At 71.2% G+C, this 25,703-nt stretch carries 26 protein-coding genes; 11 read left to right on the top strand and 15 right to left on the bottom strand.

What is annotated here, in order from left to right:
• The first annotated feature begins 114 nt into the window (after positions 1-114).
• On the top strand, positions 115-702 hold the full coding sequence (locus tag AB0B50_RS07735; protein WP_362327266.1) for a hypothetical protein: 588 nt from the start codon (positions 115-117) through the stop codon (positions 700-702).
• A 126-nt stretch (positions 703-828) separates the two neighbouring features.
• Positions 829-2,094, top strand: a complete 1,266-nt coding sequence (locus AB0B50_RS07730; protein ID WP_362327263.1) for a serine-threonine protein kinase — start codon at positions 829-831, stop codon at positions 2,092-2,094.
• Between the two features lie 48 nt (positions 2,095-2,142).
• On the opposite strand, the gene AB0B50_RS07725 is transcribed toward AB0B50_RS07730, so the two are convergent.
• Positions 2,143-4,986 (bottom strand): penicillin acylase family protein, encoded by a 2,844-nt coding sequence (locus AB0B50_RS07725; RefSeq protein ID WP_362327260.1) that lies wholly within the window; start codon positions 4,984-4,986, stop codon positions 2,143-2,145.
• 306 nt (positions 4,987-5,292) lie between these two features.
• Here AB0B50_RS07725 and AB0B50_RS07720 point away from each other — a divergent pair, with 306 nt between their 5' ends.
• The gene (locus tag AB0B50_RS07720) at positions 5,293-5,901 is read left to right on the top strand and encodes a hypothetical protein (RefSeq protein WP_362327257.1); all 609 of its coding nucleotides are present in this window, start codon (positions 5,293-5,295) and stop codon (positions 5,899-5,901) included.
• 30 nt (positions 5,902-5,931) lie between these two features.
• Here the strand turns inward: AB0B50_RS07720 and AB0B50_RS07715 are convergent, their stop codons facing one another.
• The gene (locus tag AB0B50_RS07715; protein ID WP_362327255.1) at positions 5,932-6,450 is read right to left on the bottom strand and encodes a hypothetical protein; all 519 of its coding nucleotides are present in this window, start codon (positions 6,448-6,450) and stop codon (positions 5,932-5,934) included.
• 230 nt (positions 6,451-6,680) lie between these two features.
• On the bottom strand, positions 6,681-7,154 hold the full coding sequence (soxR, locus tag AB0B50_RS07710) for a redox-sensitive transcriptional activator SoxR (protein ID WP_362327252.1): 474 nt from the start codon (positions 7,152-7,154) through the stop codon (positions 6,681-6,683).
• Between the two features lie 116 nt (positions 7,155-7,270).
• Between soxR and AB0B50_RS07705 the strand changes: the two genes are divergently transcribed.
• A complete protein-coding gene (locus tag AB0B50_RS07705) occupies positions 7,271-7,735 on the top strand; it encodes a MaoC family dehydratase (RefSeq protein WP_362327249.1) in 465 nt (154 codons plus the stop codon).
• Here AB0B50_RS07705 and AB0B50_RS07700 read toward each other — a convergent pair.
• The 3 genes from AB0B50_RS07700 to AB0B50_RS07690 all read right to left on the bottom strand — a co-directional run bounded on the left by AB0B50_RS07700 (position 7,726) and on the right by AB0B50_RS07690 (position 9,939).
• Complete coding sequence (locus AB0B50_RS07700) at positions 7,726-8,349, bottom strand: TetR/AcrR family transcriptional regulator (RefSeq protein ID WP_362327246.1); 624 nt, start codon at positions 8,347-8,349, stop codon at positions 7,726-7,728. The two genes, AB0B50_RS07705 and AB0B50_RS07700, sit on opposite strands and share 10 nt — an antisense overlap.
• Positions 8,350-8,439: 90 nt before the next feature.
• On the bottom strand, positions 8,440-8,727 hold the full coding sequence (locus AB0B50_RS07695) for a YiaA/YiaB family inner membrane protein (protein ID WP_362327243.1): 288 nt from the start codon (positions 8,725-8,727) through the stop codon (positions 8,440-8,442).
• Positions 8,728-8,787: 60 nt separating this feature from the next.
• Positions 8,788-9,939, bottom strand: a complete 1,152-nt coding sequence (locus AB0B50_RS07690; RefSeq protein ID WP_362327240.1) for an acyl-CoA dehydrogenase family protein — start codon at positions 9,937-9,939, stop codon at positions 8,788-8,790.
• 72 nt (positions 9,940-10,011) lie between these two features.
• Here AB0B50_RS07690 and AB0B50_RS07685 point away from each other — a divergent pair, with 72 nt between their 5' ends.
• The gene (locus tag AB0B50_RS07685) at positions 10,012-10,659 is read left to right on the top strand and encodes a TetR/AcrR family transcriptional regulator (protein ID WP_362327237.1); all 648 of its coding nucleotides are present in this window, start codon (positions 10,012-10,014) and stop codon (positions 10,657-10,659) included.
• A gap of 43 nt (positions 10,660-10,702) precedes the next feature.
• Complete coding sequence (locus tag AB0B50_RS07680) at positions 10,703-11,413, top strand: winged helix-turn-helix domain-containing protein (protein ID WP_362327234.1); 711 nt, start codon at positions 10,703-10,705, stop codon at positions 11,411-11,413.
• Between the two features lie 24 nt (positions 11,414-11,437).
• Here the strand turns inward: AB0B50_RS07680 and AB0B50_RS07675 are convergent, their stop codons facing one another.
• A complete protein-coding gene (locus AB0B50_RS07675; RefSeq protein ID WP_362327232.1) occupies positions 11,438-12,013 on the bottom strand; it encodes a TetR family transcriptional regulator in 576 nt (191 codons plus the stop codon).
• A 69-nt stretch (positions 12,014-12,082) separates the two neighbouring features.
• On the opposite strand from AB0B50_RS07675, the gene AB0B50_RS07670 reads away from it, so the two are divergent.
• Positions 12,083-12,676 carry a dihydrofolate reductase family protein gene (locus AB0B50_RS07670; RefSeq protein WP_362327229.1) on the top strand — a complete coding sequence of 198 codons (594 nt, stop codon included), beginning with the start codon at positions 12,083-12,085 and terminating at the stop codon, positions 12,674-12,676.
• 55 nt (positions 12,677-12,731) lie between these two features.
• Positions 12,732-13,739 carry an urea transporter gene (locus AB0B50_RS07665; protein ID WP_362327226.1) on the top strand — a complete coding sequence of 336 codons (1,008 nt, stop codon included), beginning with the start codon at positions 12,732-12,734 and terminating at the stop codon, positions 13,737-13,739.
• 63 nt (positions 13,740-13,802) lie between these two features.
• Here the strand turns inward: AB0B50_RS07665 and AB0B50_RS07660 are convergent, their stop codons facing one another.
• From AB0B50_RS07660 to AB0B50_RS07650, 3 genes are all read right to left on the bottom strand, one after another.
• The gene (locus tag AB0B50_RS07660; protein WP_362327223.1) at positions 13,803-14,885 is read right to left on the bottom strand and encodes a Zn-dependent alcohol dehydrogenase; all 1,083 of its coding nucleotides are present in this window, start codon (positions 14,883-14,885) and stop codon (positions 13,803-13,805) included.
• Between the two features lie 37 nt (positions 14,886-14,922).
• Positions 14,923-16,311 carry an aldehyde dehydrogenase family protein gene (locus AB0B50_RS07655; RefSeq protein ID WP_362327220.1) on the bottom strand — a complete coding sequence of 463 codons (1,389 nt, stop codon included), beginning with the start codon at positions 16,309-16,311 and terminating at the stop codon, positions 14,923-14,925.
• A gap of 132 nt (positions 16,312-16,443) precedes the next feature.
• Entirely contained in the window at positions 16,444-17,634 is a 1,191-nt protein-coding gene (locus AB0B50_RS07650; RefSeq protein WP_362327217.1) for a serine hydrolase domain-containing protein, read from the bottom strand.
• Between the two features lie 169 nt (positions 17,635-17,803).
• Here AB0B50_RS07650 and AB0B50_RS07645 point away from each other — a divergent pair, with 169 nt between their 5' ends.
• Complete coding sequence (locus AB0B50_RS07645; protein WP_362327214.1) at positions 17,804-19,027, top strand: histidine kinase; 1,224 nt, start codon at positions 17,804-17,806, stop codon at positions 19,025-19,027.
• Positions 19,024-19,791: a response regulator transcription factor gene (locus AB0B50_RS07640; protein ID WP_362327211.1), complete on the top strand. Its 768-nt coding sequence runs from the start codon at positions 19,024-19,026 to the stop codon at positions 19,789-19,791. The genes AB0B50_RS07645 and AB0B50_RS07640 overlap by 4 nt, the downstream gene beginning before the upstream one ends.
• Positions 19,792-19,814: 23 nt before the next feature.
• Here the strand turns inward: AB0B50_RS07640 and AB0B50_RS07635 are convergent, their stop codons facing one another.
• Positions 19,815-20,330 (bottom strand): GNAT family N-acetyltransferase, encoded by a 516-nt coding sequence (locus AB0B50_RS07635; RefSeq protein WP_362327208.1) that lies wholly within the window; start codon positions 20,328-20,330, stop codon positions 19,815-19,817.
• Positions 20,331-20,405: 75 nt separating this feature from the next.
• A complete protein-coding gene (locus tag AB0B50_RS07630; RefSeq protein WP_362327205.1) occupies positions 20,406-20,660 on the bottom strand; it encodes a L,D-transpeptidase in 255 nt (84 codons plus the stop codon).
• A 430-nt stretch (positions 20,661-21,090) separates the two neighbouring features.
• On the opposite strand from AB0B50_RS07630, the gene AB0B50_RS07625 reads away from it, so the two are divergent.
• Positions 21,091-22,302 (top strand): S8 family peptidase, encoded by a 1,212-nt coding sequence (locus AB0B50_RS07625; protein WP_362327202.1) that lies wholly within the window; start codon positions 21,091-21,093, stop codon positions 22,300-22,302.
• Here AB0B50_RS07625 and AB0B50_RS07620 read toward each other — a convergent pair.
• From AB0B50_RS07620 to AB0B50_RS07610, 3 genes are all read right to left on the bottom strand, one after another.
• A complete protein-coding gene (locus tag AB0B50_RS07620; protein ID WP_362327199.1) occupies positions 22,286-23,575 on the bottom strand; it encodes an MFS transporter in 1,290 nt (429 codons plus the stop codon). The genes AB0B50_RS07625 and AB0B50_RS07620 overlap by 17 nt on opposite strands.
• A complete protein-coding gene (locus AB0B50_RS07615) occupies positions 23,575-25,026 on the bottom strand; it encodes a citrate:proton symporter (RefSeq protein ID WP_362327196.1) in 1,452 nt (483 codons plus the stop codon). Before AB0B50_RS07615 ends, AB0B50_RS07620 begins: the two co-directional genes overlap by 1 nt.
• A gap of 179 nt (positions 25,027-25,205) precedes the next feature.
• Entirely contained in the window at positions 25,206-25,640 is a 435-nt protein-coding gene (locus AB0B50_RS07610; protein ID WP_362327193.1) for a hypothetical protein, read from the bottom strand.
• Positions 25,641-25,703 lie beyond the last annotated feature (63 nt).

Below are 25,703 nucleotides of genomic sequence, written 5' to 3'. Positions count from 1 at the left end.
AGCACAAATTATCTGGGGATTTCTTCCAGAAAATGCTGGATGCGTTCCCGGTACCCATGGAATGGTCGAGCCAATCCCACTCGTTCAATCATCTCTGCAAGGAGAGTTACGCTCGTGAGCCATTACCAGGCCGCCCCCGCGCACCCCGCACCCCCGGGTGCGGGCGCGCCCCCCACGCGGCGCGCGGCCAAGCGGCCCGGCACCCTCGCCGCGCTGTTCTGGACCACGATGGTCTCCGCGGTCACCGCCTTCATCGGCGCCGCCCTGGTCTTCGCCGGCGGCGAGGACATGGCCGAGGAGAACATCAACGACGTCATCGCGGACCACCCGGACGTCGTGGGCCTGCCGTCGGGGACGACGGCGGCCGACATCAAGGCCCTGACGGGGCCGATGTGGGACGAACTGGTCAGCGACCGGGCAGGAACGCTCTCGGCCCGTGCCGGATTCGCCGTTTTCACAGGGGTCTGCCTCCTGGTATTCGCCCTTGTCGCGCGCCGCGGCGCCGCCGTCTGGTCCCGGGTTCTTCTCACCATTTCGGCGGTGATCGCCCTTTTCCCGCATTTCCTCATTCTCGGTGACTACGAACCGGATTCCGTCGTCGTGCTGAGCCTGGTCTCCCTGCTCACCGCCATCGCCGCGGTCGTGCTGTGCTGGGTGCCGCCGGTCAACCGCTGGGCCCGCCACAGCAGGTCGGGCGGCTAGCCGCCGCGTCACGAGGACATGCGTAAGGACACGCGTCGGGACCGGAGCCTGCGGGGGTGGGAACCGGCACCGGCGCATGCTGCGCGACATCTGGCCAGGTGCCCCGGGCGGCAGGACCATACCGGCGTGGAGCCCTACTGGGAATTGACCTTCGACGCCGACGGCGACGTCGACACCGCGCAGCGCGAGGAACTGCTGTCCGGCGCGGAACGCGAACGCGTCACGGATCTGCTGGTCCTCGCGCACGGCTGGAACAACGAGCAGCGGGACGCACGGCAGTTGTACCGCCGCTTCTTCGCCCCCTGCCCGGATCTGTCGGGGGCGGGGGTGCGCCTCGGCTACGTCGGAGTGCTCTGGCCCGCCATCCGCTTCGCCGACGAGCCGATCCCCGACTTCGACCCCTCGGCCACCGTCACCGCCGCCGCGCCGCCGGGCGGGCCCGTCCTCGACGCCGCGACCCGGCGGGCGCTCGACCGCGCCTTCCCCGACCACCGCGCGACGCTCGACCGGATCGCCGAGCTGCTCGCGGAGCGTTCGGAAGTACCTTCCCGGGTCTATGAGTTCGGGCGGCATGTGCGCGAACTGGTCTCGCTGCGGGAGTCGAGCCCGGCCCGGCACTTCGGTGAGGACACCGGGGCGGGAGAGCCCGCCATGCTCACCGACGACGCGGTCCAGGTGTGCGAGGTGTTCGCCGCCGCCCTCGCGGAGAACGGGCGGCCCGAGCTCTTCGGCTCCCTGCGCAAGCGGCTGTGGGGCGGCGCGCACGAGCTGCTGAGGCAGGGCACCTACTACGCGATGAAGCGACGGGCGGGCGCCGTGGGCCAGTTGGGGCTCGGACCCGCGATCGGCCTGCTCGCCCGTGACGTGCCGACGGTCAGGGTGCATCTGATCGGGCACAGCTTCGGCGCCCGCCTCGTCTCGTACGCGCTGCGCGGCATGCCGGCGGACGTCCGCACGGTGAAGTCGGTGACGCTGCTCCAAGGGGCCTTCTCGCACTACGCGTTCGCCGAGCGGCTGCCGCACGACAAGGGGCGGGGCGGCGCGCTGCACGGCATGCAGAAGCGCATCGACGGCCCGCTGGTCTCCTGTTACTCGCACTTCGACGACGCGCTCGGGCGGCTCTATCCGCTGGCCTCGAAGCTGGCCGGCGACTCCACGGGCTTCCTGAACCTGTGGGAGCGGTGGGGCGCCATCGGCTACAACGGCATCCGGTCCGTGGAGGGGACCAAGCGCATCAAGCTCGGCGAGAAGGTGCCGACCAAGGGGTGCGTGAGCATCGACGCGGCGTCGGTGGTGCGGCGGGGCGGTCCACCCTCCGGCGCACACAGCGACGTGTGCCACGAGGAGCTGGCACGCGTCGTGTTCGCCGCGGGGCGGATCGCCTTCGCCTGACGCGCACGCGCACCACGGACGCGGACGCGCATCACCTGCGGGCGCGAACTACGGGCGGTGGCGCGGGAATTCGACGACCTGCTGGTACGTCGGACGGTTCTGCCACTGCATCGCGCGGTGCGTGATGCCGCCCAGCGGGCGGTGGATGACGGCGTCCGCGCACCACTGGTCGCCCGCCTTGCACGAGTCGTCACCGGGGTAGACCTCGGTGGCGGGCTTGGCGACCGCCTGCGCGAGGGTGGCGAGCAGGCTGTCGCGGCAGGCGTCGAGCTCGCCGGCGCCGCAGAAGGCGTCACCGAGCTCGCCCTCGACGGGCTCACCGAGGACCTTGCGCAGATCCTTGTCGGCATAGCCCCACCAGCCGTACTGGAAGGCCGATCCGGCGTGCGCGCCGGTGGGCCCGTGCCCGGCCGACGGCGCCTCGTCGGTGGGCAGTTGCGCCGTCAGGGCGTCGTACAGGTCCTTGCCGAGGCCCGGCTCGAACTCGGCCTCGATCAGCAGCGGCCACCAGGCGTCCATCACACGCACGGCGTCGGGGTGGGCGTACGTCCTGGAGCCCGCCGCGGTCTGGTTGCGCTGCGCGCCCGCCTTGCGCCAGGCCTCCAACTGCTGGACGACCCTGGCCAGTTGCGGATCGGTGACCGGCTTGCTGCGCAGCACCTTCAGAAGCTCGGGGAGGACCTGTTCGCCACGCAGGTCGGTGACGGCGGCCTCGGACATGGCCCGGGTGAGCGCGGCGCGGGTGACGCCGCCCTCCTCGGTGAGCTTCTTGACCCGCCCGTCGAGCAGATCCCCGCGGTGCACGGCGCCGGCCCCGAACCCGGCCGTGCTGAAGTCCTTGGCCTGCTTGTTGTTCCAGGAGATGTAGTAGTCCTGGTTGACGGACTGCGGGTGCGCGGCGGCCGGAGTCCGCGCGGAGGTGTTGTTCTCGGGGTCGAAGTCCCGCCACTCATAGGCCTGCCGGCCGAGGACCGGCAGGGCGGGGTCGACGTCCTTCGCGCGCTCGGGGTTGGCACCGCTGTTGTAGTACGCGATGTCGCGCGAGTCGGCGTAGAACCAGTTGAAGGCGTAGCTGATGTTCTGCGCGGCCTTCTTGAACGACGCGGCGTCCTTGACGTACGAGGGGTCGTTCAGCATCTGGAAGCCGATGATCGAGTCGGCCTCGTGGCGGTAGGTGGAACGCAGCGAGACATAGGCGACGGGCTTGGCGCCGACCGTGGCACGGTGCGTGACGATGCCGTACTTCGTGCGGAAGACCTGCAGGCGGTAGGAGCCCGCGGCCGTGGAGTCGGCGAGGGTCGGCTTCCAGGCGTTCTTGCGCTCCAGCTTCTCCATGGGCGTGCAGGTGCCGCGGTAGAGGTAGCCGGTCGACTGCTTGGTGGGCGTGCCGCCGCCCGGCTCGCACAGTTCGACGGCGTACGTGTCGGTGATGTCCTGTCCGGCGGAGGTGGCCGACCAGGCGTAGTCCTGGCCGCGGCCCAGCTGGACGTACATGCCGACGCCCGCGAAGGAGACGCCGCGGGCGCTGATGCCCGGCCCCTGGAGCTCCTGCTGCATCAGGAGCTGCGGCGCGAAGTAGCCGGTCTGCGGGCCGAAGACGGCGACGGGGTTGCCGCTGGCGGTGTGCTTCCCGGAGACGAGGAGGGCGTTCGACATGCCCTTCTTCTGGCCGTCCCGCTCGAACAAGTCGGCGGGCAGCACCCCGTCGTCGTACATCCCCTGGAGCGGCTTGAGCTTCTCGGGGGCCTTCACCGGATGCTTGGCGCCGGTCTTGGCACCGGTCTTGGCGCCGCCCTCGCGGTCGTACACGAGTTGCTCGCGCTCGACCGAGCCGGGGTCGGGCATCGCGGTGCCGCGAGCGTGCTCCGGCTTGCCCGCGTACGGGAAGCTCGTGCCGTCGTGGATGGTCTGGACGGCCTCGGGGTCGTTGCGGGCGCGGAACGACTCCCAGACCTTCGTGCCCTTCTCGACGCCGTACTTCTGCTGGGATTTCAGCAGAGAGAGGGCCGACTCGACCTCTCCGCCACCGCCGTTGCCGAAGAGGCCGCCGACCACGGAGGCCAAGGCGATCATGTCGGTGACCTTGAAGGGCTCGATCTCGCCGATGTTGGTGATCGCGTCGATCTTGCCGGTCAGGACGTACTCGCCGGGAAAGTAGCGGCCGTTCTTCGACTTCACGCGGTAGGCGTTGAGCCCGTCGATGTAGGCCTGCGCGTCCTCCATGGCCTGCTTGCCGCGCTCGCCCTGCGTCGACTTGATGTACTCGACCTGCTTCTCCAGGTCCTGCTCGGTGTACGGGGCCTGCGGCCAGAACTGCTGCTCAAGGCCCTGGTTGGCGAGCGCGCCGCCCGCGAACGAGGTCAACTGGCCGCGCCCGATGTGCCGGAACAGGTCGATGAGCCAGAGCCGGTCCTGCCCCGCCGCGTAGCCCGCGCCGAACTCGGTGCCGTAACGCGTGGTGCCCTTGATGTGCGGGATGCCGTACTTCTTGTCGCGCGTGATCGTCACGTCGTCGCGCGGCGTGGTGACGGAGGCGACCTGGCCCTCGCGCACGCCGAAGGAGGCGTCGTCGAAGAACTCGGTGAGGCGGTCGTCGGTGAGCGAGAGATAGCCGGAGGAGAGCGCGTCGTAGGGGCCCACCTGGTCGTCGGCGTGCGCGGGCCGGGTGCCGAGGACGCGGTGGGCGAGGATCTCGGCGAGCGTCGCGCTGCCGTTCGCGCCGGGCGGCAGGACGTCCACGCACTGGCCCGCGCAGTAGTCGACGGCCTCCTCCTTCGGCGCCGGTTCCCTCGGAGCCGCTCCGGCCCCCGGGAGCGGGACCAGGAGCGAGGCACCGAGCGCGAGCGCCGCTCCCGCCGTGAGAGTTCTGAGTCTGACGATGCGTCGTCGCATGGGTGCTCCTCCGGGTCCTGGGGAAGACCGACGCGGCGGAGGCTACTGGCGGGTTGACGAACCCGAAAGATGAACATGCGTCGCCTTCCCCGAATCACCACAACGCGCCCCCCTCCGACAGGCGTCAGCCCAGTTCAAACGGGCAAGCGAAAATCTGTCGCCCGATATGGGAGCCGAATCGCTTGTCGATACGTCTACTCGGCGACGTCGTTTCGAAGTCGGCCGGTCCCCGGTTCGACTTCGACACCGGCAGAAACGGAACACGGGGTACCAGTACGGAAGTACGTGTGACGGAGGTGCAGGGCGATGGCCGGATTCCGGAGTCTCGCGAGACAGGTGCGTGATCCGCAGAGCGATCTGGCACTGCGGCGCTACTCGCTGCGCAAGTGCCTGGAGAGGTTCGCCCCCTACGGCCACCGGGCGACCTGGGACCATCTGTGCGCCCGAGCGGGCTTCGGGCCCGAGGACAGGTCACCCGATCCGGTGCGGCTGGTGGCCGCGCTCGACGAACTGGAGGCCGCGCGGGCCGTCTGGCTCGCCTACGAGGCGGACTTCGCGGACCGCCGCCGCAAGGAGAAGCACGACGGGCTCAGGCGCCCCGGCAGCGAGGACGACTGGCACCGCTGCACCTGGGGCGGATGCGGGGTCGCCTGGTGCGACGATCCCGACGTCCACCCCCACGAACCCCTCGCCGAAGTCCTGCGCCGGCTCATCGCGGCGCTGGAGAGGGAGCCGGGCACCACTTGCCCCGTCTGTGCGGACACCGCCCTCGTCTGGAAGCACGGCCTGGCCCACGAGCCGTCCTCGGGGGCGGTCTGCACGGGCTGCGGCATCGTCGTGCCCGGCCCCGTCCTCACCCGGGACGCGGTGGCCCAGGCGCGGGCCCGGCGGCAGCGTCCCCTGGTGTCGGCGTGAGGAGCGGCGTCGGCGAGCGGAACAGCGCGGTCACGGCGTGGCCACGTCCGTGTGGATGGCCAGCTTGAACTGGGCGTGAATCAGCGGCGTGGCGAGCTTCACGTCTCCCACGCCGCGTGCCGAGACCTTCAGCCCGACGGGCGTGCCCGGGTGCACGAACATCTGCCAGACATAGGACCTGTACTGCCCGCCCCTGGTGGGCGCCGAGTCGGTCGTGGCCGTCGAGTCGTACCCGGTCGTGAGGCCCAGCGGATCACGGACGAAACGTGAGCGGTACTCGGTCGGATCACCGTCCGGTGCCCAGAAGACCATCGCGGAGAGCACGCCCCAGCCCTCGTGGCTGGGCCATATCAACCCCGAGCGGGCGTCCGGGAACTCCGAAGGGCTCGTGTCGCCCTTCGCGGGGTCGTGCATGCGCCAGGAGTCGTACGACTCCTGGCCCGTGCCGTACGGAAAGCGCACCAGGTGGTAACCGTCTCTGTCGTACTTGATCGTCTGCTTTCCGTGCCGTGCGGCATCCCACAGCAATGAGCAAATGGCGACCGACATCGCCCCTCCCCCGACAGGCGTCGACTTGCGCTGCTCGTGCTCTTCTTCGCGAATTCCCTTGCGTACACAACACGTTGATACGGCGTGCGCGGTTGCGGCTAGACGCAGCACAGGGAAATTCGAACTACCGCCGGTGCCGCGCCTCCACGAAGGCCCCTACGACGCCGACCGCGTCCAGGAGCTCGCGACGGGCCGCGAGACGGTGTCGGGGCGCAACCTCCACCCCCCGCTCACTTGGAGGACGCGGCTTTGCGCTCCGCGAGGAGCCGGGAGCCGGTGAGCCGCTCGCCGAAGACGTCGTCGGGGTTGGAGAGCACGCAGGTCTCCAGGGACAGGCAGCCGCAGCCGATGCAGTCCGTCAGGTGGTCGCGCAGGCGGCCCAACTGCTTGATGCGCTCGTCCAGTTCCGTGCGCCAGTGCTCGGAGAGGTGGGCCCAGTCCTCGCGGTTGGGCGTGCGCTCCTCGGGCAGCGAGTCGAGGGCCTCACGGATCGTGGCGAGCGGGATGCCGACGCGCTGGGAGGCGCGGATGAAGGCGACGCGGCGCAGCGTGTCCCGGTGGTAGCGGCGCTGGTTGCCCGAGGTGCGGCGGCTGCTGATGAGGCCCTTGGACTCGTAGAAGTGCAGGGCGGAGACGGCGACGCCGCTGCGCGCGGACAGTTGGCCGACCGTGAGTTCATGGACCTTCTCTGGGATCTGGGGCACCTCTCGAACCCTAATGGTCGGTCCGTTGACACGCGTCGGCGCACCCCGCATGCTGAGCAAGCGCTTAGTCGCATACGCGGATGACGTAGTCGCACACGTCTGGGAGGACCAGGGACATGGCGGAGCCGAGGATCTTCACGTCGGCCGAGGAACTGCGCGCCGGAGTCGGCGAGCAACTCGGGTACAGCGACTGGCTGGAGATCGACCAGAAGCGGATCGACCTCTTCGCCGACGCCACGGGCGACCACCAGTGGATCCACGTGGACCCCGAGAAGGCGGCCCAGGGCCCCTTCAGGACGACGATCGCGCACGGCTATCTCACGCTGTCGCTGCTGCCGAGCCTGGTGCCGCAGACCATGCGGGTCGAGGGCATGAAGATGGGCATCAACTACGGCACCAACAAGGTCCGTTTCCCCTCCCCCGTGCCGGTCGGCTCGCGGCTGCGCGCGACCGCCGTGCTCACCGAGGTCACACCGACCAAGGACGGCGGCGTGCAGGTGACGGCGCAGGTCACCGTCGAACGCGAGGGCGGCGACAAGCCGGCCTGCGTCGCGGAGTCGGTGTCCCGCTACTACTTCTGAGCCCCCACCATCCGCAGCACGAGGTCGGCGTAGAGCGCGCCGACCTCGTCGGGCGTCCGGTGCCCCGCCACGTTGAACCAGCGGGCCACGTCGATGCAGAGCGAGAGCACGGCGAGCGTGGTGCCCGGCACGTCGGGGACGTCGAACTCCCCCATGCGCACACCGTCGTTGATGATGTCCCGCACCGCCGCGTCGGACTTGCGGCGCAGCGCGACGATCTCCGTGCGGTGCTCGTCGCCGAGCGCGTCGAGCTCGTACTGCACCACGCGCGCGGTCATGTGGTGGGCGGCATGCCAGCCGACGAAGGAGCGCACGGCGGCGGCGAGCCGCTCGGCGGCGCTCCCCTCGCCGTCCGCCGCGGTCCGCAGGATGGCCAGGGCCTTGTCGTGGCCGATCCTGCTGATGCGGTGCAGCAGCTCTTCCTTCGTCTTGTAGTGGATGTAGAGCGCGGCGGGACTCATGCCGGCGCGGCCCGCGATGTCACGCGTCGTCGTCGCGTGATAGCCGCGCTCGGCGAAGGCCTCGACGGCGGCGATCAGCAGCCGCCGCGCCGCGTCGGGGCTGACCTCGCCCCACGGCTGCTCCTCGCCCTCGGTCTCCGCCGCCGATCCCATGTGCCCCACTCCTTCACCCCGTCGGGAGGGACACCATACCCCTGACGGTGAGCAAGCGCTTAGGGCGCCGGGCGAGGGGCCGGGCGGCGGTCACGGCTTGGCGAACGGGTCGTGCTCGGCGAGCAGCCTGTCGACGCGGGCCTGATCGACCCTGCTGACGAGTTGTTCCACCTCCTGTCGATCCCTGACCACCTTGGCCAGGGTGAACGCGGAAGTCGTCAGGTACAGCACGGAGATGGCGAGGAACGCCCGCACCCAGGCGGAGGCGTCGAGATAGCCGATGCCGATGGCCACCGCGCCCAGGGCGACGGCGAAGGACGCGACGGCCTGGCCGTAGAAGGCGGTCGTGGTCTGCTGCTTCACGGATGGCTCAGTCATGGCCGCAGCATCGGGGAGGGGTGACCCACGCCACATCCGCTCACGTACTCAGATGCGTACTCAGAAGGCCGAGACCCCCGTCAGCGCGCGGCCGATGACGAGCTTCTGGATCTGGCTGGTGCCTTCGTAGAGCGTCATCACGCGGGCGTCGCGCAGCAGCTTGCCCGCGGGGTACTCGTCTATGTAGCCGTAGCCGCCGAAGACCTGCAGGGCGTTGTTGGCGGCGCGCACGGCGGCCTCCGAGGCGAACAGCTTGGCCTTGGAGGACTCCGTGGTGAAGGGCTGCCCGCGGTCGATGAGGTCGGCGACCCGCCAGGTGAGCAGGCGGGCGGCGTCCACGTCCACCGCGATGTCGCTGATCAGCTCCTGCACCAGCTGGTGCCCTGCGATGCTCCTGCCGAACTGCTCGCGCTCGCCCGCGTACTTCACGGCCGCGTCCAGCGCGGCCTGCGCGATGCCCACGCAGCCCGCGGCCACCGACATACGGCCCTTGGCGAGCGCCGACATCGCGACGGAGAAGCCCTTGCCCTCGGGCGCCATCATGGCCGCCGCCGGGACGCGGACGTCCTCAAGCGCCAGCTCGGCGGTGGCCTGGCCGCGCAGGCCGAGCTTGCCGTGGACGGTGCGGCGGGTCAGGCCGGGGGTGTCGGTCGGGACGAGGAAGGCGGAGACGCCCTTGTGCCCGGGGGCGTCGTTCGTGCGGGCGAAGAGGAGGACGACATCGGCCCAGGTGCCGTTCGTGATGAACATCTTGGCGCCGTTGATGACGTAGTCGTCGCCGTCGCGCACGGCCCTGGTGGTGAGGTTGCCCGCGTCGGAGCCCGTGCCCGGCTCGGTGAGCCCGAAGCAGCCGACGAGCTCGCCCGAGGTGAGCCCCGGCAGCCACCGCCGCTTCTGCTCCTCGTCGCCCCAGTACGCGATGGTCTTGGCGACCAGGCCGAGGGAGACCGAGACGATGCCGCGCACGGAGGAGTCGCCGCGGCCGAGCTCCTCGGTCACCAGGCAGTACGCGAGGTGGTCGCCGCCCGAGCCGCCGTACTCCTCGTCGATGGTGAGGCCGAGGAAGCCGACCTCGCCGAGCTTCTTCACGATGGCCCGGTCGACGCTCTCGGCGCGGTCCCACTCGACGACGTGCGGGGCGATCTCGCGCGCGACGAAGTCCTTGGCCAGCTGCCGGACGGCGGTCTGCTCCTCGCTGAGCTCCAGGTTCATCGTGAGCACCTCTTCACGTCGAGATTTAAATTAGCACTGCTAGTTTCTTGCGGCAGCCCTACTATGTGCCGCATGGCCCGACCGCGCAAGCCCCTCCTCAGCAGAGATCGCATCGTCGACACGGCGCGCGCCCTCGTGGACGCCGAGGGCCTCGCGGCCGTCTCCACGCGCCGCCTCGCCGCCGAACTCGGCGTCAGCGGGCCGTCCCTGTACAACCACTTCCGCACCAAGGACCAGATCCTGGAGGCGGTCGCGGACTCGGTGAGCGCACAGGTCGACCTGTCGATGTTCGACGCGGCCGACGACCGCGACTGGCGTACGGCGCTGCACGACTGGGCGGTCTCCTACCGGGCGGCGCTCACGCTGCACCCGAACATCGTTCCGGTGCTCGCACAGGGCCCGGGGCGACGCCCGGCCGGGCTGCGGCTCGCGGACGCGGTGTTCGGGGCGATGGTCGACGCGGGGTGGCCCGCCGCGCAGGCCACGTCGATCGGCGCGCTGATGCGGTACTTCATCATGGGCTCCGCGCTCGGCTCGTTCGCCGGGGGCTTCGTGGACGACGAGGCCGCGTACGACCCTGCGGACTACCCGCACCTGGGCCAGGCCCATCTGCTCGCCGAGCGCCAGCAGGTCATCGACGAGCGGGCCTTCGAGGCGGGCCTGCGGGCACTGCTCGACGGGCTCGCGCTGCAGTACGAACAGGTGACGGCGCACGCCTGACGCTTCGGCGGGCGCCGAAGCCTTCCTGCCGCATCCTGGGTGCATGAAGCCGGGCCCCGAGAAGCACCCCATCGCGTCCGCCCTCGCCTCCTTCGCCTCGCTCGTCGCGGACGAGACGCGGGCGGCCTGTCTGCTCGCGCTGCTCGACGGGCGGGCCTGGACGGCCGGCGAGCTGGCCCGGCACGCGGGCGTCGCGGCGTCGACGGCCAGCGAGCACCTGGGCAAGCTGGTCGCGGGCGGCCTGCTGGCCGAGGAGCGGCAGGGCAGGCACCGCTATGTGCGGCTCGCCGACGCACGGGCGGCCCAGCTGGTGGAGGACCTCGCGGCGCACGTGACGCCCGGGACCCCCGCAAGGCCCCGCACGCTGCGCGAGGCGGGCGCGGGCTCCGCGATGGCGCGGGGCCGCACCTGCTACGACCACCTGGCGGGCCGCCTCGGGATCACGATCACCGCGGCGATGACGGCCCGGGGCCTGCTCCGTCAGGACACCGGCTTCGCCCTGACCGACCAAGGCATGGCCTGGTTCGGGGAGTTGGGCATCGAGCTCACCCGCACCGGACGGCGCCCGCTGGCACGGGCCTGCTTGGACTGGACCGAGCGCAGACCCCACCTGGCAGGGGCGGCGGGCGCCGCGCTGTGCCGCCACGCCCTGGAGACGGGCTGGTGCGAACGAATCGGCTCGGAACGCGCGGTACGGCTCACCCCCGCCGGAAGCCGAGCGCTCGCCGAGCGCCTCGGCATCGAGGACGTCTGAGGGTTCGCCCCGAGGGGCGGCCCGTCACTCCGTCACGATGCGCTCCACCGCCGCCGCCACGATCTCGTCGCGTTCGGCCTCCGAGAGCACGTCCGGCAGCGTCAGCTGTTCGACGATGAGCCAGTTGAAGGCCAGGTACAGGAGCTTGACCGCCATGGCGTCGCCCGGCAGGCCCGAGGCCTCGTGGTACGAGAGGTTGGCGTCCAGGTCGGCGCGGACCCGCTCGGTGAGGACCGCGCGCAGCTCGGGGCGGCGGGTCGCCTCCAGGCGCAGTTCGAGCAGGGCGAGGTAGCCGGTGCGGAAGCCGCTGACCCGGCCGACGACCTCGCGCATCAGCTCGACGTAGGTCTCCTTGTCGGGCTTGGCGGTGCGCTGCCGTTCGACCTCCGCGGGGTCGGGCGTGAGGCGCTCGTAGACCCGGGCGCCCGCCTGCGTCAGCAGGTCGTCGCGGTTGCTGAAGTAGTTGGAGGCCGTGCCGGTGGGGACGCCCGCCGCCGCGTCCACCGCCCGGAAGGTCAGCCCGCGGGCACCTTCCCCGGCGAGGACCTCGATGGCGGCGTCGACCAGGGCCGCCCGTCGCCCGTCATTCCTGCGCACCATTGACACCACTCCATATGTAGTACTACGTTTCCACCACTACAAAAGAAGTACTACAGGGGGAGTTACCAGATGCGCAAGCTCGTGTACTACATCGGCGCCTCCATCGACGGCTACATCGCGGGCCCCGGCGGCGAGGTCGACTTCTACCCCGTGGGCGACGAACGGCAGGCCACCGCCTACGCCGCGCGGATCAACGCCCGCTACCCCGAGACGGTACCGACAGCCCTGCGCCCGCACGTCGGCCTCGCGGACGCCCCCAACCTCCGCTTCGACACCGTGCTGATGGGCCACGGCACCTACCGCACGGTCCTCGACCTCGGCACCACAAGCCCGTACACGCACCTGCGTCAGTACGTGGTGTCGACCACCCTCGCCCCCTCCCCCGACCCGGCGGTGACCGTGGTCGGCGGCGACCCCCTCGCCCTGGTCCGCGACCTCAAGAAGCAGCAGGGGCAGGACATCTGGCTGTGCGGCGGCGGGCGGCTCGCGGCCTCGCTGCTCCCCGAGCTGGACGAGATCGCCGTCAAGAGCTACCCGGTGGTCGCGGGAGCCGGAATCCCCGTCTTCGACGGCGAGTTCAACCCCACCCGGTTCCGCGCGAGCGCCCGCGAGACGTTCGACAACGGCGTCCTGATGACCTGGTTCGAGCGCGTGGACACGTAGATGTAATCTACATCCGTCCTGTCGGACGAAACAGGGACGTAACACGGGAGGGGCCGTGGGGCACGCGACGGATGCGCTGGACGCCGGGGGCTCAAGTGACGGCGCGGGACGGGCGATCGGGCCACCCGGCGCCCGCGTCTTCGCCGCGCAGGTGCTGCGCGGCCAGGCCCAGGTCACCTTTCTGCCGAGCGTCGCCGCGGGCGCGGTCTTCTGCGTCGCGCTCTTCGCCGCGGGCTGGCAGTACGGGCTCTACGGCCTGGTCGGCACCGCCGTCGGCACGGCGACCGCGCGGCTCCTCGGCGCGGACGGCGAGCGCGTCGCGTCCGGCCTCGAAGGCTTCAACGCCTGTCTGACGGCACTGTGTTTCGCGGTCTTCCTGGGCGCGGGACACCTGTCGACGGCGCTGCTCGCGCTCGCGGGCTGCGTGGTCGTCACGGTCGTGACCTCGGCCGTGGCGAACCTGCTCGGCGTCTGGGGGCTGCCCACGCTCACCCTGCCGTACTGCCTGATCGCGTCCACGGCGACCATCGCCGCGCCCGGCTTCCAACGGGTGTGGCACCACGGCGCGGGCCTCGCGGCCCTCACCAGCCCGGCCTCGGGGCCCACCGCGCTCCAACCCGCCGATCTGGCCGAGGCGTTCTTCACCGCCTTCGCCGAGATCTTCTTCATGCCGCAGTGGTACGTGGGGGCCCTGCTGCTCCTCGGGATCCTGGTCGCGAGTCGTCGCGCGGCGGCCGTGGCATGCCTGGGCAGCGCCGTCGGGACCGCCACCGCGTGGGCCCTCGGCGCCCCCGCCGCGCAGATCACCGACGGCACGACGGGATACAACTCCGTGCTCGTCGCCCTGGCCCTGTGCGGCGTCTTCCTGCCCGCGCGGGCGGCGACACTCACGTACGCGCTCGTGGGTGCCGCCGCGGCGACGGCGGTCGGCTCGGCGATGTCGGCGCTCTTCGCGCCGTCCGGCGGGCACACCTTCACGTGGCCGTTCGTGCTGACCACGCTGGTGTTCCTGGCGGGCGCCAAGTCCTTTCCCCGGCTCACCGGTTCGCCGGAGGCGGACTGACCAGAGCAGGACCCGGACTGATCCGGGCAGGACCCGGACCGATCGGGGCAGAACGCGGACCGATCAGAAGACGACCAGTGCCCGGCCGCCCTTGCCCGCGATCATGTTGTCGAAGGCCGCCGGGATGCCGTCGAGGCCGATCCGGTCGGTCACCAGGACGCTCAGGTCCAGGCGCCCCGCGCGGATGTGGTCGGCCAGGACCGGCAGGTCGACCGTGGGGTCGGAGTTGCCGTACACGCACCCGGACAGCGTCCTGCCCCAGTGGAAGAGCTCCAGGGCGTTGAAGGTCACCTGCTGGTCCTTGCCGCCGATGCCGACCACCGTGGTGCGCCCGCCGCGCCGCGTGGACTCCCAGGCCGTGCGGATCGTCACCGCGCGGCCCACGCACTCCACGGCGACGTCGACGCCCTGCTTGCCGGTGAGGGCGCGGATGTCGCGGGCCGTCGTCTCGGAGGCGACCACGTAGTCCGTCGCGCCCGCCCGGCGGGCGAGCTCCTCCTTCTCCGGGGACACGTCCACCGCGACGATCTTCGAGGCGCCCGCGATCCTGGCCGCCTGGAGCGCGGCGAGGCCGACCCCGCCCACGCCGTACACGGCGACCGTCTCGCCCTTCTTGACCTGCGCGGAGTGGTGGACGGCGCCGTAGCCGGTGAGGACGGCGCAGCCCAGGAGGGCGGCGTCGGCGAGCGGGACGCCGTCCGGCACGGGCAGGACGCAGTTCGCGGCGACGACCGTCTCCTCGGCGAACGCGGCGACGTTCAGGCCCGGGTGGAGGTCGGAGCCGTCGGAGGCACGGCGGGCGTACACGTTCGCCGAGCCCTCGAGCGCGTGCGCGCACAGCCACACCTCGCCCAGCGTGCAGGCGTGGCAGCTGCCGCAGGACGGCGCCCAGTTGAGGACGACGCCGTCGCCGGGCGCGACATGCGTGACGCCCTCGCCGACGGAGACGACGGTGCCCGCGCCCTCGTGACCGAGGACGGCGGGGACCGGCACCCGCATGGTGCCGTTGGACAGGGACAGGTCGGAGTGGCAGACCCCGGCGGCGGCGAGCCGGACGCGGACCTGGCCGGGTCCGGGTTCGGGCAGGTCGATGTCGGCGATCTCCAACGGAGCCCCGACGGCGGGCAGTACGGCGGCGCGGACCATGGTGCGGGGGAACTCCCTTAGAACCGGAGGGACATGGCTAGAACTGAAGTGACTTGGTCTGGAGGTACTCGGTCAGGCCGTGCGAGCCCAGCTCCCGGCCGACGCCCGACTGCTTGTAGCCGCCGAAGGGCGCGAGCGGGTTGAAGTTGCCGCCGTTGATGTCGACCTGGCCGGTGTCCATGCGACGGGCGAACGACACCGCCTCGGCCTCGTCGGCCGCCCACACCGCACCCGCCAGGCCGTACACGGTGCCGTTGGCGATGCGCAGGGCGTCGTCCTCGTCCTCGTACCGGATGATCGAGACCACCGGGCCGAAGATCTCCTCCTGGGCGATGGTCATCTCGGGGGTGACGTCGGCGAAGACGGTCGGCTGGACGTAGTAGCCGCGCTCCTTGGGTGCGTCGGGGCCACCGGCCACGATGCGGGCGCCCTCCTCGACGCCCTTGGCGATGTAGCCGCGCACGCGCTCGTGCTGCTTGGCGTTGACGACGGGGCCGATGCGGTCGCCGTACTTGGCGGCGGCGGCCGCGGCCAGCTCCACCGCCTCGTCGTACTGGTCGGTGTGGACCAGCATGCGGGTCCAGGCGCTGCACGTCTGGCCGGAGTTGGACATGACGTTCGCGACGCCGACGTTGACCGCCTTGGCGAGATCGGCGCTCGGCAGGATGACGTTGGCGGACTTGCCGCCGAGCTCCAGGGCCACGCGCTTGACGGCCGCGCCCGCCGTGGCGCCGATCTGCTTGCCGACCGCCGTCGATCCCGTGAACGAGACGAGGTCGACGCCCTCGTGCTCGGCCAGGGCCTGGCCCGCGACCGGACCGAGCCCCGTGACCAGGTTGAACACACCCGCGGGCACGCCCGCCTCGTGTGCCGCCTCGGCGAAGAGCTGGGCGGTGAGCGGGGTGTCCTCGGCGGGCTTGAGCACGACCGTGCAGCCGGCGGCGAGCGCGGGGGCGACCTTGTTGACGATCTGGTGGAGGGGGTAGTTCCAGGGCGTGATCGCGCCGACCACGCCGACCGGCTCCAGATAGACGGTGGAGTTGCCCACCTTCTCCTGGAACGGGTACGTCGCGGCCAGCTCGGCGTACGAACCGGAGACCAGGATCGGCACACCGGCGTGCACGGCCTCGGAGAACGGCAGCGGGGCGCCGAGCTCGGCGGTGACGGTCTCGGCGACCTCGTCCTTGCGGGCGACGAGGCGGTCGCGCAGGGCGCCGATCAGGGCCGCGCGCTCGGCGGGCGGCGTGGCGGCCCAGCCGGGCAGGGCGGCGCGGGCGGCGCGGACCGCGGCGTCCACGTCCTCGGCGGTGCCGGCCGGGACCTGGCCGATGGGCTGCTCGTCGGCGGGGTTCAGGACCGTGATCGTGCCGGTGCCCGCAGCCGGGCGCCAGGCGCCGTCGATGTACATCCCGTCGTGGGCCTTCATCGCATTCCTCCAGGTTGTCGTCCGCGCTACAAACTAGCGCTGATAGTTTTCAAGCACCAGGGGCATCGGAGACCGCCCCCGATCCGGCCCTGGATCCGGCCCCGGCTGCGGTCCTACCCCGTCGGGCGGTGTTCATCGGCACAGAGCCGTGTCCACGACCTTCTCCAGGTGCTCGACGGCCGCTTTGTCCTTCGGCTGGACGGTCACCGCGACGTCGGCGGCGCGACGGCCCTCGTCGGTGACGCCACCCCGGGTCTCGTAGCCGGGGTAGCTCCCGCCGTGGCCCCAGGAGAGACCGCCGCATGACAGCGGCTTGCTCACGAGCCCCAGGCCGTAGCGGGCGCCGGGCCCGAAGTACTCGGCGGGGACGGTGGTGCGCATCTGGGCGAGCTGGGCCCGGGGCAGGAGACGGCCGCGCAGCAGCTCGGAGAAGAACCGGTTGAGGTCGGAGTTGGTGGAGATCATCTGGCCCGCCGCCCAGGTCCAGGAGGGGTCGAGTTCCGTGATGTCCCGCAGGGGCGCGCCCGCCGACTCCTTGAGGTAGCCCTTGGGGTGGGGCTCGCGGATCGTCGCGTCATGGGGAGCGGGGAAGTAGGTGTGGCGCAGCCCGATGCGCTTGATCACACGCCGGTCGATCTCCTCGGCGAGGGGGTGTCGCGTGACCTTCTCGATGATCATGCCTGCCAGCACGTAGTTCGTGTTGCTGTACGCCCATCCCTTCCCGGGGACGAATTCGGACGGGTGCTTGAGGGCGAAGCCGACGAGTTCGCGGGGTTCGTAGTAGCGGGGCTTGAGGTCCTCGTACTTGGTGTAGTTGGGCAGCCCGCTGGTCTGCTGAAGGAGGTGGCGAACGGTGATGCGGCGTCCGTCGTTGCCGTTGCCGCGGACCAGGTCCGGCAGATAGGTGTCGACCGGGGCGTCGAGGCGGATCTTCTTCTCGGCGACCAGCTGCAGGACGACCACCGCGGTGAACGTCTTGGTGTTGCTGCCGATCCGCACCTGCCCGTCCCTGGGCACCTTCGCCTTGGTGGCGAGGTCGCCGACCCCCGCGGTGTAGGTGCGGGTGCGGCCGTCGCGGCCCGTGACGCTCGCCAGTGCCGCGGGCATGCCGTCGGCGCGTACGAGAGAGTCCAGGCCCCGCTGGACGGAGTCCGGCCCAGCCGCGGATACCGATGCCGATGCCGACGCCCCTGCTTTCTCCGCGGGCGACATCAGCGCGCCCACCGCCATGACGCCGACGGCCACCGCGGCGGCCGGCACGATGATGCGCCGGGTGCCCCGCCGCCGGGAGGAACGGGGCCCGTGCCCTGTCTGCTCACGCATGAGTCAACTCCTGAGGAATGTCCGAGTCCCATCTGCCGCCCTCCGGTCGAAGGGGCAGGCCAGGATCATGGTTTTCAGGGGGTCGGGCGCGCATCGCGGAAAAGCGGGAAAAAGGCCTCCCTCGATCGGGGGAGGCTCCCGCTGGGCGAGCTGGCCATACTTGGCCCTTGTGATCAGAGGAATACGGCCGCTGCTGCGCGGCTCCACGTACACAGGCATGGCCTTCGCCCTGGGCGGCGCCTTCGCGAGCCTTCCGCTGCTGCCCTTCGCGATGCTGCCCGCGGTGGCGTGGCCGTCCGCGCCCCAAGGCGTTCTGATGGCGCTGACCCTGCTGGTCTGGGCGGCACTGATCGCCGCGGTCGGGACGGCCCGTGTCACGCGGCGGGCGCTGACAGCGGGGGCCCGTCGGCTGCTGAGGGTGCCGTTGCCGGACCCGCCGGCCCGCGGTGACCACCGGCGAACCCCTGTCTGGCTGCTGCTGCACGTGGCGCTGGGGTGGGCGGGGGCGCTGGTGGGCGGGTTGCTCCTGCTCGCGGGCCTGGCCTTGCCGTTCGACGGGCTCCGCTCGGAGGCGGAACTGAGTCTGTTCGGCTGGTCGGCACGGCCTGAGAGCGGCGTGGAGCGCTGGGCGGTGGGGCTCGGCTGCGTGCTGCTTGCTGCGGTCGTGTGCGTGGTGGTGACGTACGCCCTGCGGTGGGCGGCGCCCCGGCTGCTCGGGCCCTCGCCGGCCGAGCGGCTCGCGCTGGCGGCCGAACGGGAGCGGCACCTGGCCGAACGCAACCGTCTTGCCCACGAGTTGCACGACTCGATCGGGCACACGCTCACGGCGACCACGATCCAGGCCGCGGTGGCGGGCGAGGTGCTCTCCGACGACCCGGCGACGGCGCGGGCCGCCCTGCGCAGCATCGAGGAGTCGGCGCGCGCGGCGCTGGAGGACCTGGACTACGTCCTGGGCGTGCTGCGCGAGCAGCAGGCGGAGACGGCGCCGACCCGCACCCTTGCCGACCTGCCCGACCTGATCGACCGCCTGCGGCACGCGGGCGCGGCGGTGGAACCCACGCTCTCGGGCGACTTGGCGCAGGTCCAGGGGACGCTCTCACGGGCGGCGTACCGCATCCTGCAGGAGGGCCTGACGAACGCGCTGCGACACGGGTCCGGCGGGCCGATCGAGGTCCGGGTCGTGGCGGCGCCGGACGCGCTGGAGCTCTCCGTGGTCAACGGGGTCGGGGCGGGCACGGCCCGTCCGGGCCCGGACTCCTTCCCGACGTCCGGGCACGGCCTGCCCGGCCTTGCCGAGCGCGTGCGGCTGCTGCACGGCGAGTTCGCGTCGGCCCCGGAAGGACCGCGGCGCTGGCGGCTCGCGGTCCGGCTGCCGGTGCGGGTGTCGACATGATCGACTCGGCGGCAGGCGCGACGGGCCCAGCGGAATCCCCGGAGAGCGCGACGGGCCCAGCAGTACCCGCGGAGAGCGCGACGGGCCCAGCGACACCCGCGGAGACCGCGACCGTCACCCTCCTCATCGCGGACGACGACGAAGTGACCCGCAGCGGCCTGCGTACGCTGCTGGCGGCGCAGCCCGGGATCACGGTGGTCGCAGAGGCCTCCGACGGCACCGAGGCGGTCGAGCGGGCGCGGCTGCAGCGGCCGGACGTGGTCCTGATGGACGTACGGATGCCACGCCTGAACGGCATCGACGCCACACGGCAGTTGCTCGCCGGTGCGGCCGAGCCGCCGAAGGTCGTGGTGATCACCACCTTCGAGAACGACGACTACGTCACCGCCGCGCTCAGCGCGGGGGCCAGCGGGTTCGTGCTCAAGCGGCGCCCGGTCCGGCAGATCGCGGAGGCGGTGCGGGTGGTGGCGGCCGGGGAGACGATCCTCTTCCCCGCGGCGCTGCGCCGCATGGTGGCCGCCCGTCCGCTGGACTCCGCGGAGGCGTTGCCGAGGGCGGAGCTGACGGGGCGCGAGGAGGAGGTGCTGCGCGCGATGGCGACCGGTCTGTCCAACCCGGAGATCGCGCGGTCCCTCACGGTGAGCCTGGAGACCGTGAAGACGCACGTCGGCAATGTGCTCACCAAGCTCGGCGCGCAGAACCGCACCCACGCGGTGGTGATCGCCTACGAGTCGGGCCTGGTGGTACCGGGCTTTACCGGCTGACCGACCGCAGGTCCCAACGTGGCTCATTCCAGGCCGAGTTCACCGACGCGCTCGTCACCGCTGGTCTCCCCGGTCGGCTTGAATCCGAGCCCCAGATAGAAGCCCTCGGGACCGTCGTCGCCCGGTTTCCAGGTGACGGTCATCCGGGTGCCCCCGCGGCGCCGGATCTCCTCGGCCACGCAGTGCACCGCGAAGCGACCGTATCCATGCCCTTGTTCACCGGCCGCGATGTTCAACCGCCAGAGCCCCGACCGCAGATCGGTGCCCGTGCTGTCCTCGGCCCAGTCGATGTCGAAGAAGGCCATCACGAAGCCGACGGGGCGCTCGCCGTCCAGGATGAGCCGGGGCCAGGCCGTGCCGGAGTGGACGTACGCCTCGGCGAGCGACTTCACGACCGGCGCCACCAGGTGCTCCTGGTCCGGGCGCACCTTCAGCCCTACCGCGGCGTCGAAGTTGGCGGCGGTGATCTTTTCCAGTCGCGGTGCGGTCGTCGGCTCCGTAGCCGTCAGGGGCACAGTCGTCAGGGGCGCAGTCGTCATACGAAAACGGTAGAGCAGTGGATCAAGCGGTTTTCCGCCTCGGCCGCCAGACCATGTGGCCCCTCAGCCCCCTTTTCAGTCCCCTTTGCGGCCGAAGACGTACACACGGGTCCCGTAACCCACGTGCCGCCAGAGCGACTTGGCGTCGGCCGGGCGCATGTTGACGCAGCCGTGCGAGCCGGGCGGCTCGTAGATCGAGCCGCGGTGACCGTGGAAGGCCTGCCCTCCGGAGAAGAACTGGCTGTGGGGCATGGGGGCGTTGTCGTAGAGGGTCGAACGGTGGTGCAGTCGGCGCGAGTAGACGCGGAACCAGCTCTCGGACTTCGCCATCAGGGCTTCCATGCCCACCGGCGGCGCGAGCTGGCGCGGCTACGTGCAGGCGAGCGGAGGCGCCGTGGGCCATCAGTGGGCGGTCTACGCCGTCTGCGCCGAGGTGGCCTGAACACCCCCACCGCAAGGAGCCGTTCCTGGGAGGCCCCAGGGACGGCTCCCGTGCTCTCGCTCGACGGCGCCGGACCCAGCCCCCCTGCTGTTATCCGGACACACCCCGCATATTCGCCTTGGATTCGATTTCAAATACGTGACAGACGCATGACAACGCGTCAACTCCCTTGATCTAGACCATCGGAGGGGCCACGCTACTGATCGCGACGGGAGCGGCACTCACCGCTCCCTTCTTGTGTGTGCGATCCCGCGCACACCCCCCACAGTCGCGTCGCCCGACCCCGGGCGCGCCGCCTATGAGGAGGACTCCCTCGTAATGGCAATGCTGCGCAGCAAGAAGACTGTGATCGCCGCGGCGATCTCGACCGCCACCGCCGCCGTCCTCGGTGCGGTCACCGCTCTGCCCGCCCAGGCCGCCCCCGCCGAGGGCACCGTGATCGCGGCGAACTCCGCCGACGCGATCAAGGGCAGCTACATCGTCACGCTGAAGAAGAGTTCGGGTCTCAAGGCCGCCACCGCCCAGGGCAAGGACCTCATATCCGAGTACGGCGGCTCGGTGCAGAAGACCTTCAAGTCCGCGCTCAACGGCTACTCCGCGAAGCTGAGCGCGACCGAGGCGAAGAGACTCGCCGCCGACCCGGCGGTCGCCTCCGTCGAGCAGAACCAGAGACTCCACGCCACGGCCACGCAGTCCAACGCCCCCTGGGGCCTCGACCGCATCGACCAGGCGAAGCTGCCGCTGTCCGGCACCTACACCTACCCGGACAGCGCCGGTTCCGGCGTCACCGCGTACGTGATCGACACCGGCGTGCGGATCACGCACTCGGAGATCAGCGGACGCGCGGTCAACGGCTACGACGCGGTCGACGGCGACAACACCGCCCAGGACGGCAACGGCCACGGCACGCACGTCGCCACGACCATCGCCGGCAAGACCTACGGCGTGGCCAAGAAGGCCAAGATCGTGGCCGTCCGCGTGCTCGACAACAACGGCTCCGGCACGACCGCCGGCGTCGTCGCGGGCATCGACTGGGTGACCGGCAACCACGCCGCCGGAGCCCCGGCCGTGGCCAACATGTCGCTCGGCGGCGGCGCCTCCACCGCGCTGGACAACGCGGTGAAGAACTCCATCGCCGACGGCGTCACCTACGCGGTCGCGGCGGGCAACTCCAACACCAACGCCGGGAACACCTCGCCCGCCCGCGTCCCCGCGGCCATCACGGTCGGCGCGACCAGCAACACGGACGCCAGGGCCAGCTTCTCCAACTACGGCTCGGTCCTGGACATCTTCGCGCCCGGCGTGAACATCAAGGCGGGCTGGAACACCGGCGACACGGCCACGAACACCATCTCCGGTACGTCGATGGCCACCCCGCACGTCGCGGGCGCGGCGGCGATCTACCTGGCGGGCCACACCTCGGCCACGCCCGCGCAGGTCTCCTCGGCGCTGGTGAACGGTGCCACGCCGAACGTCGTGACCAGCCCGGGTTCGGGCTCCCCGAACAAGCTGCTCAAGATCGTTCCGTGACCTTGCCGGTCCGTGTAACTCTCTTGTTCTGACGGCGAGTTCGGTGACTGCGACTGGTCCTGTCGTCTGATCCGCCTGTTCCCCGGGGGCTGCCGGCGCCCCCGGGGGACTTGCGCGCGCCGAGGCCCGCCGCGACGAGCAGCAGTCCGCCCAGCATCACGAACGGCGCCGCCACGCCCGCCACTCCGGCGATCAGGCCCGCCGACGCGGGGGCGGCGACCTGGCCCAGGCGGTTGCCCGTGAGGCGCAGCGCGAGGGCCGTCGAGCGGGCGGCGGGCGGCGCGGCCTGGACGACCGTCGTCATCGACAGCGGCTGGCCCACGCCAAGGCAGAAGCCGAGCAGGACGAGCATCGCGCCAAGTGCCCACACCGGCACGGGAAGCGCGATCCCCCCGCACAGCAGCGCGGCGAGCACGCAGGTCGTGACGATCAGCGCGCTCCGGCCCAGCAGGTTGATCAGCGGCGTCATCACCAGGCGGCAGGCGATGGTCGAAGCCGCCCGCAGCGACAGGAGCAGCCCGACGGTGGCGGGCGCGATGCCCCGGTGCTCGCCGACCACCGGCAGATAGGCCGTGAGGATGTCCGTCGCCGAGAGCACGGCCAGGCTGATGAAGATGCCCGCGGGCACGCCCCTGGAGCGCAGGATGCCCGACACCGCTACCTTCGCGCCCCGTTCGCCGGTACGCGCCCCTGGCCGCACGTGCTCGATGCGCCACAGCGAGGCGAGGGAGACCGCCGCGACCCCCGCCGACACCAGCAGGGCCAGCGCGCTCGTGCGGTCCATGTCGGCGCCGATCAGGGCACCGGCGGCGATCGGCCCGACCAGTTGGCCGAGCGAGGCGCCGATGGTGAAGTGCCCGAAGTTGCGGTCCTGTTCGGCGGGCGCGGACTGCCGGGCGACGATCGACTGCGCCCCGATCACGAAGCACAGGTGCCCGAGCCCCATCACGCCGCTCCACGCGGCCATCGCGGCAAGGGAGTTCGCCGTGCCGCTCAGCGCGCAGCCGCCCGCGATCAGGACGACGCCGACAGGCAGCAGGGGCGCACACCGCCCGTGGTCCGTCCTGCGCCCGAGCGGTACGGCGGCGAAGAGCGGGAGCAGCGCGTAGACGCCCGCGATGACGCCGATGGCGCGCTCGTCGGCACCGAGCGCGAGGGCCCGGTAGGAGACGGCGGGCCGCGCCATCGACACCGCCCCCTGCGCGAAGCTGAAGGCGATGACGAGACGGAGCAGCCAGCCCCTGCCACCGGGCCCGGGTGTCGCGTCGGGCATCAGATGATGCCGAAGAGGATTCCGGAGCCGAGCACCACCAGCGAGGTGAGCACGGCCCATTTGACGGTGAACCGGGTGTGGTCGCCGAACTCGACCTTGGCCATGCCGACGAGGACGTACACGGCGGGCACGAGCGGGCTCGACATGTGCAGCGCCTGTCCCGCGATGGAGGCGCGGGCGATCTCCAGGGTGCCGACGCCGTGCGCCTGGCCCGCCTCGGCGAGGACCGGGAGCACGCCGAAGTAGAAGCCGTCGTTGGACATGAAGTACGTGAGCGGGATGGAGAGCAGACCGGTCACCAGGCCCATGTGCGGGCCCATGCCGTCGGGGATGGCGTCGACGAGCCAGTCGGCCATGTGGTCGACCATGCCGGTTCCGGTGAGGACGCCGGTGAAGACGGCGGCGGCGAAGACCATGCCGGTGACGTTGAGGACGTTCTCCGCGTGGGCGGCGATACGGGCCTTCTGGTCGGGCATGTGCGGGAAGTTGACGGTGAGCGCGAGCGCGGCGCCGAGCAGGAAGAGGACCGGGATCGGCAGCCACTCCATGATCATGGCGGTGAGCAGCAGGACGGTGAGACCGGCGTTGAACCAGTAGAGCTTGGGGCGCAGCGTGGGGCGGTTGGGGTCGAGGCCCTGGAAGCCGTCGTCATCGGAGTCGGCGCCGTCCGTGCCCGCGCCGCCCTCGGCCGGCTCGGCGTCGGCGTCGGTGCCGCCGTCCGGTCCCCCGGTGGCCTTCTTCGTGAGCGACGTACGCCCGTTACCGTTGCCCGACTTGCCTCCGGCGCCGACGAGGGCCGTCTCCTGCTCCCGCTCCAGAACCTCGTCCAGCGAGAGCACACCGAGCCGCTTGCGCTCGCGCAGACCCAGTGCGTACGAGAGGAGGAAGACGGCGACAAGACCCATGGCCAGCGCCGGGATCATCGGGACGAAGATGTCGGCGGCGTCGACCTTCAGGGCGGTCGCGGCACGGGCCGTCGGGCCGCCCCAGGGCAGGGTGTTCATGACGCCGTTGGCGGTGGCGGCGACACCCGTCATCACGACGAGGCTCATCTTGAGGCGCTTGTACAGCGGATACATCGCCGAGACCGTGATCATGAAGGTCGTCGAGCCGTCGCCGTCCAGCGAGACGATCGCGGCGAGCACGGCGGTGCCGACCACGATGCGCAGCGGGTCCGCCTTGCAGAAGCGCAGGATGCCCCGGACGATCGGGTCGAAGAGACCGACGTCGATCATGACGCCGAAGTACACGATGGCGAACATGAGCATGGCCGCCGTGGGCGCCAGATTGCCGACGCCTTCGAGGACGTAGTCCCCGAGATGGGCTCCCTTCCCGACGAACACGCAGAAGAGCGCGGGGATCAGCACCAGGGCCGCGATCGGCGACATCTTCTTCATCATGATCAGCACCAGGAAGGTGGCGATCATGACGAATCCGAGGATTGTCAGCATGGGGGCAACCTCACGTTCACCTTCGAACTCCCGCCAGCTCTGGCGGTCCGGTTGACCGTAGGACCCGCTATTGAGCGTTAACAAGACGTTGACGCGCGAGCAATAAGCGCAAAACTCCTGGTCACGGACGTGTCTCGGCCGCCTCTACGGCGCAGCCGCCGCGGGCACGTCCAGGAGGATCACGCCGCTGCGGGTGGCGACGACGAGCTCCCGGTGACCCGCCATCGCGCACGTCGAGCCGCTTCCCGCGCTCGGACGGGCCGTCGAGTGCGGCCAGCAGCAACCGGTGCCAGGTTCCGGCATCGACGAGGTAGAGGCCTGTGGATGTCGGGACGGCCGGCCGCGGCGGCACAGCGCTGGACCTCGGCGCGGACGGCCGCGTCGGTGAGGTAGGCCCGCACCTGCTCGAGGTCGAGGACCAGGGAGCGCAGCGCCACGTCGGCGAAGAACCGGGAGCGGCAGAGCGCGTTGAGGGCGCGCTGGACGGCGTAGGGAGTGCGGGCGAGGGTCCGGGCGGCGGCGCGGGTCAGTCCGTCGGCGAGCGCGGGGTGCCAGGAGGCGTACAACTGGTTCTCGCCCAGGTATTGTTGACCGATCCCGTGGACGCACACCACACGTGCCGTGTTCCCCCTCGGCCCCGTCGTCCGGCCCCGCCGTCGGGTGCGATCACCTTAGCA

Origin of the sequence: Streptomyces sp. NPDC041068, from assembly GCF_040647455.1 — a bacterium.
Lineage (GTDB): Bacteria > Actinomycetota > Actinomycetes > Streptomycetales > Streptomycetaceae > Streptomyces.
This window is presented reverse-complemented; position numbering and strand designations above follow the sequence as displayed.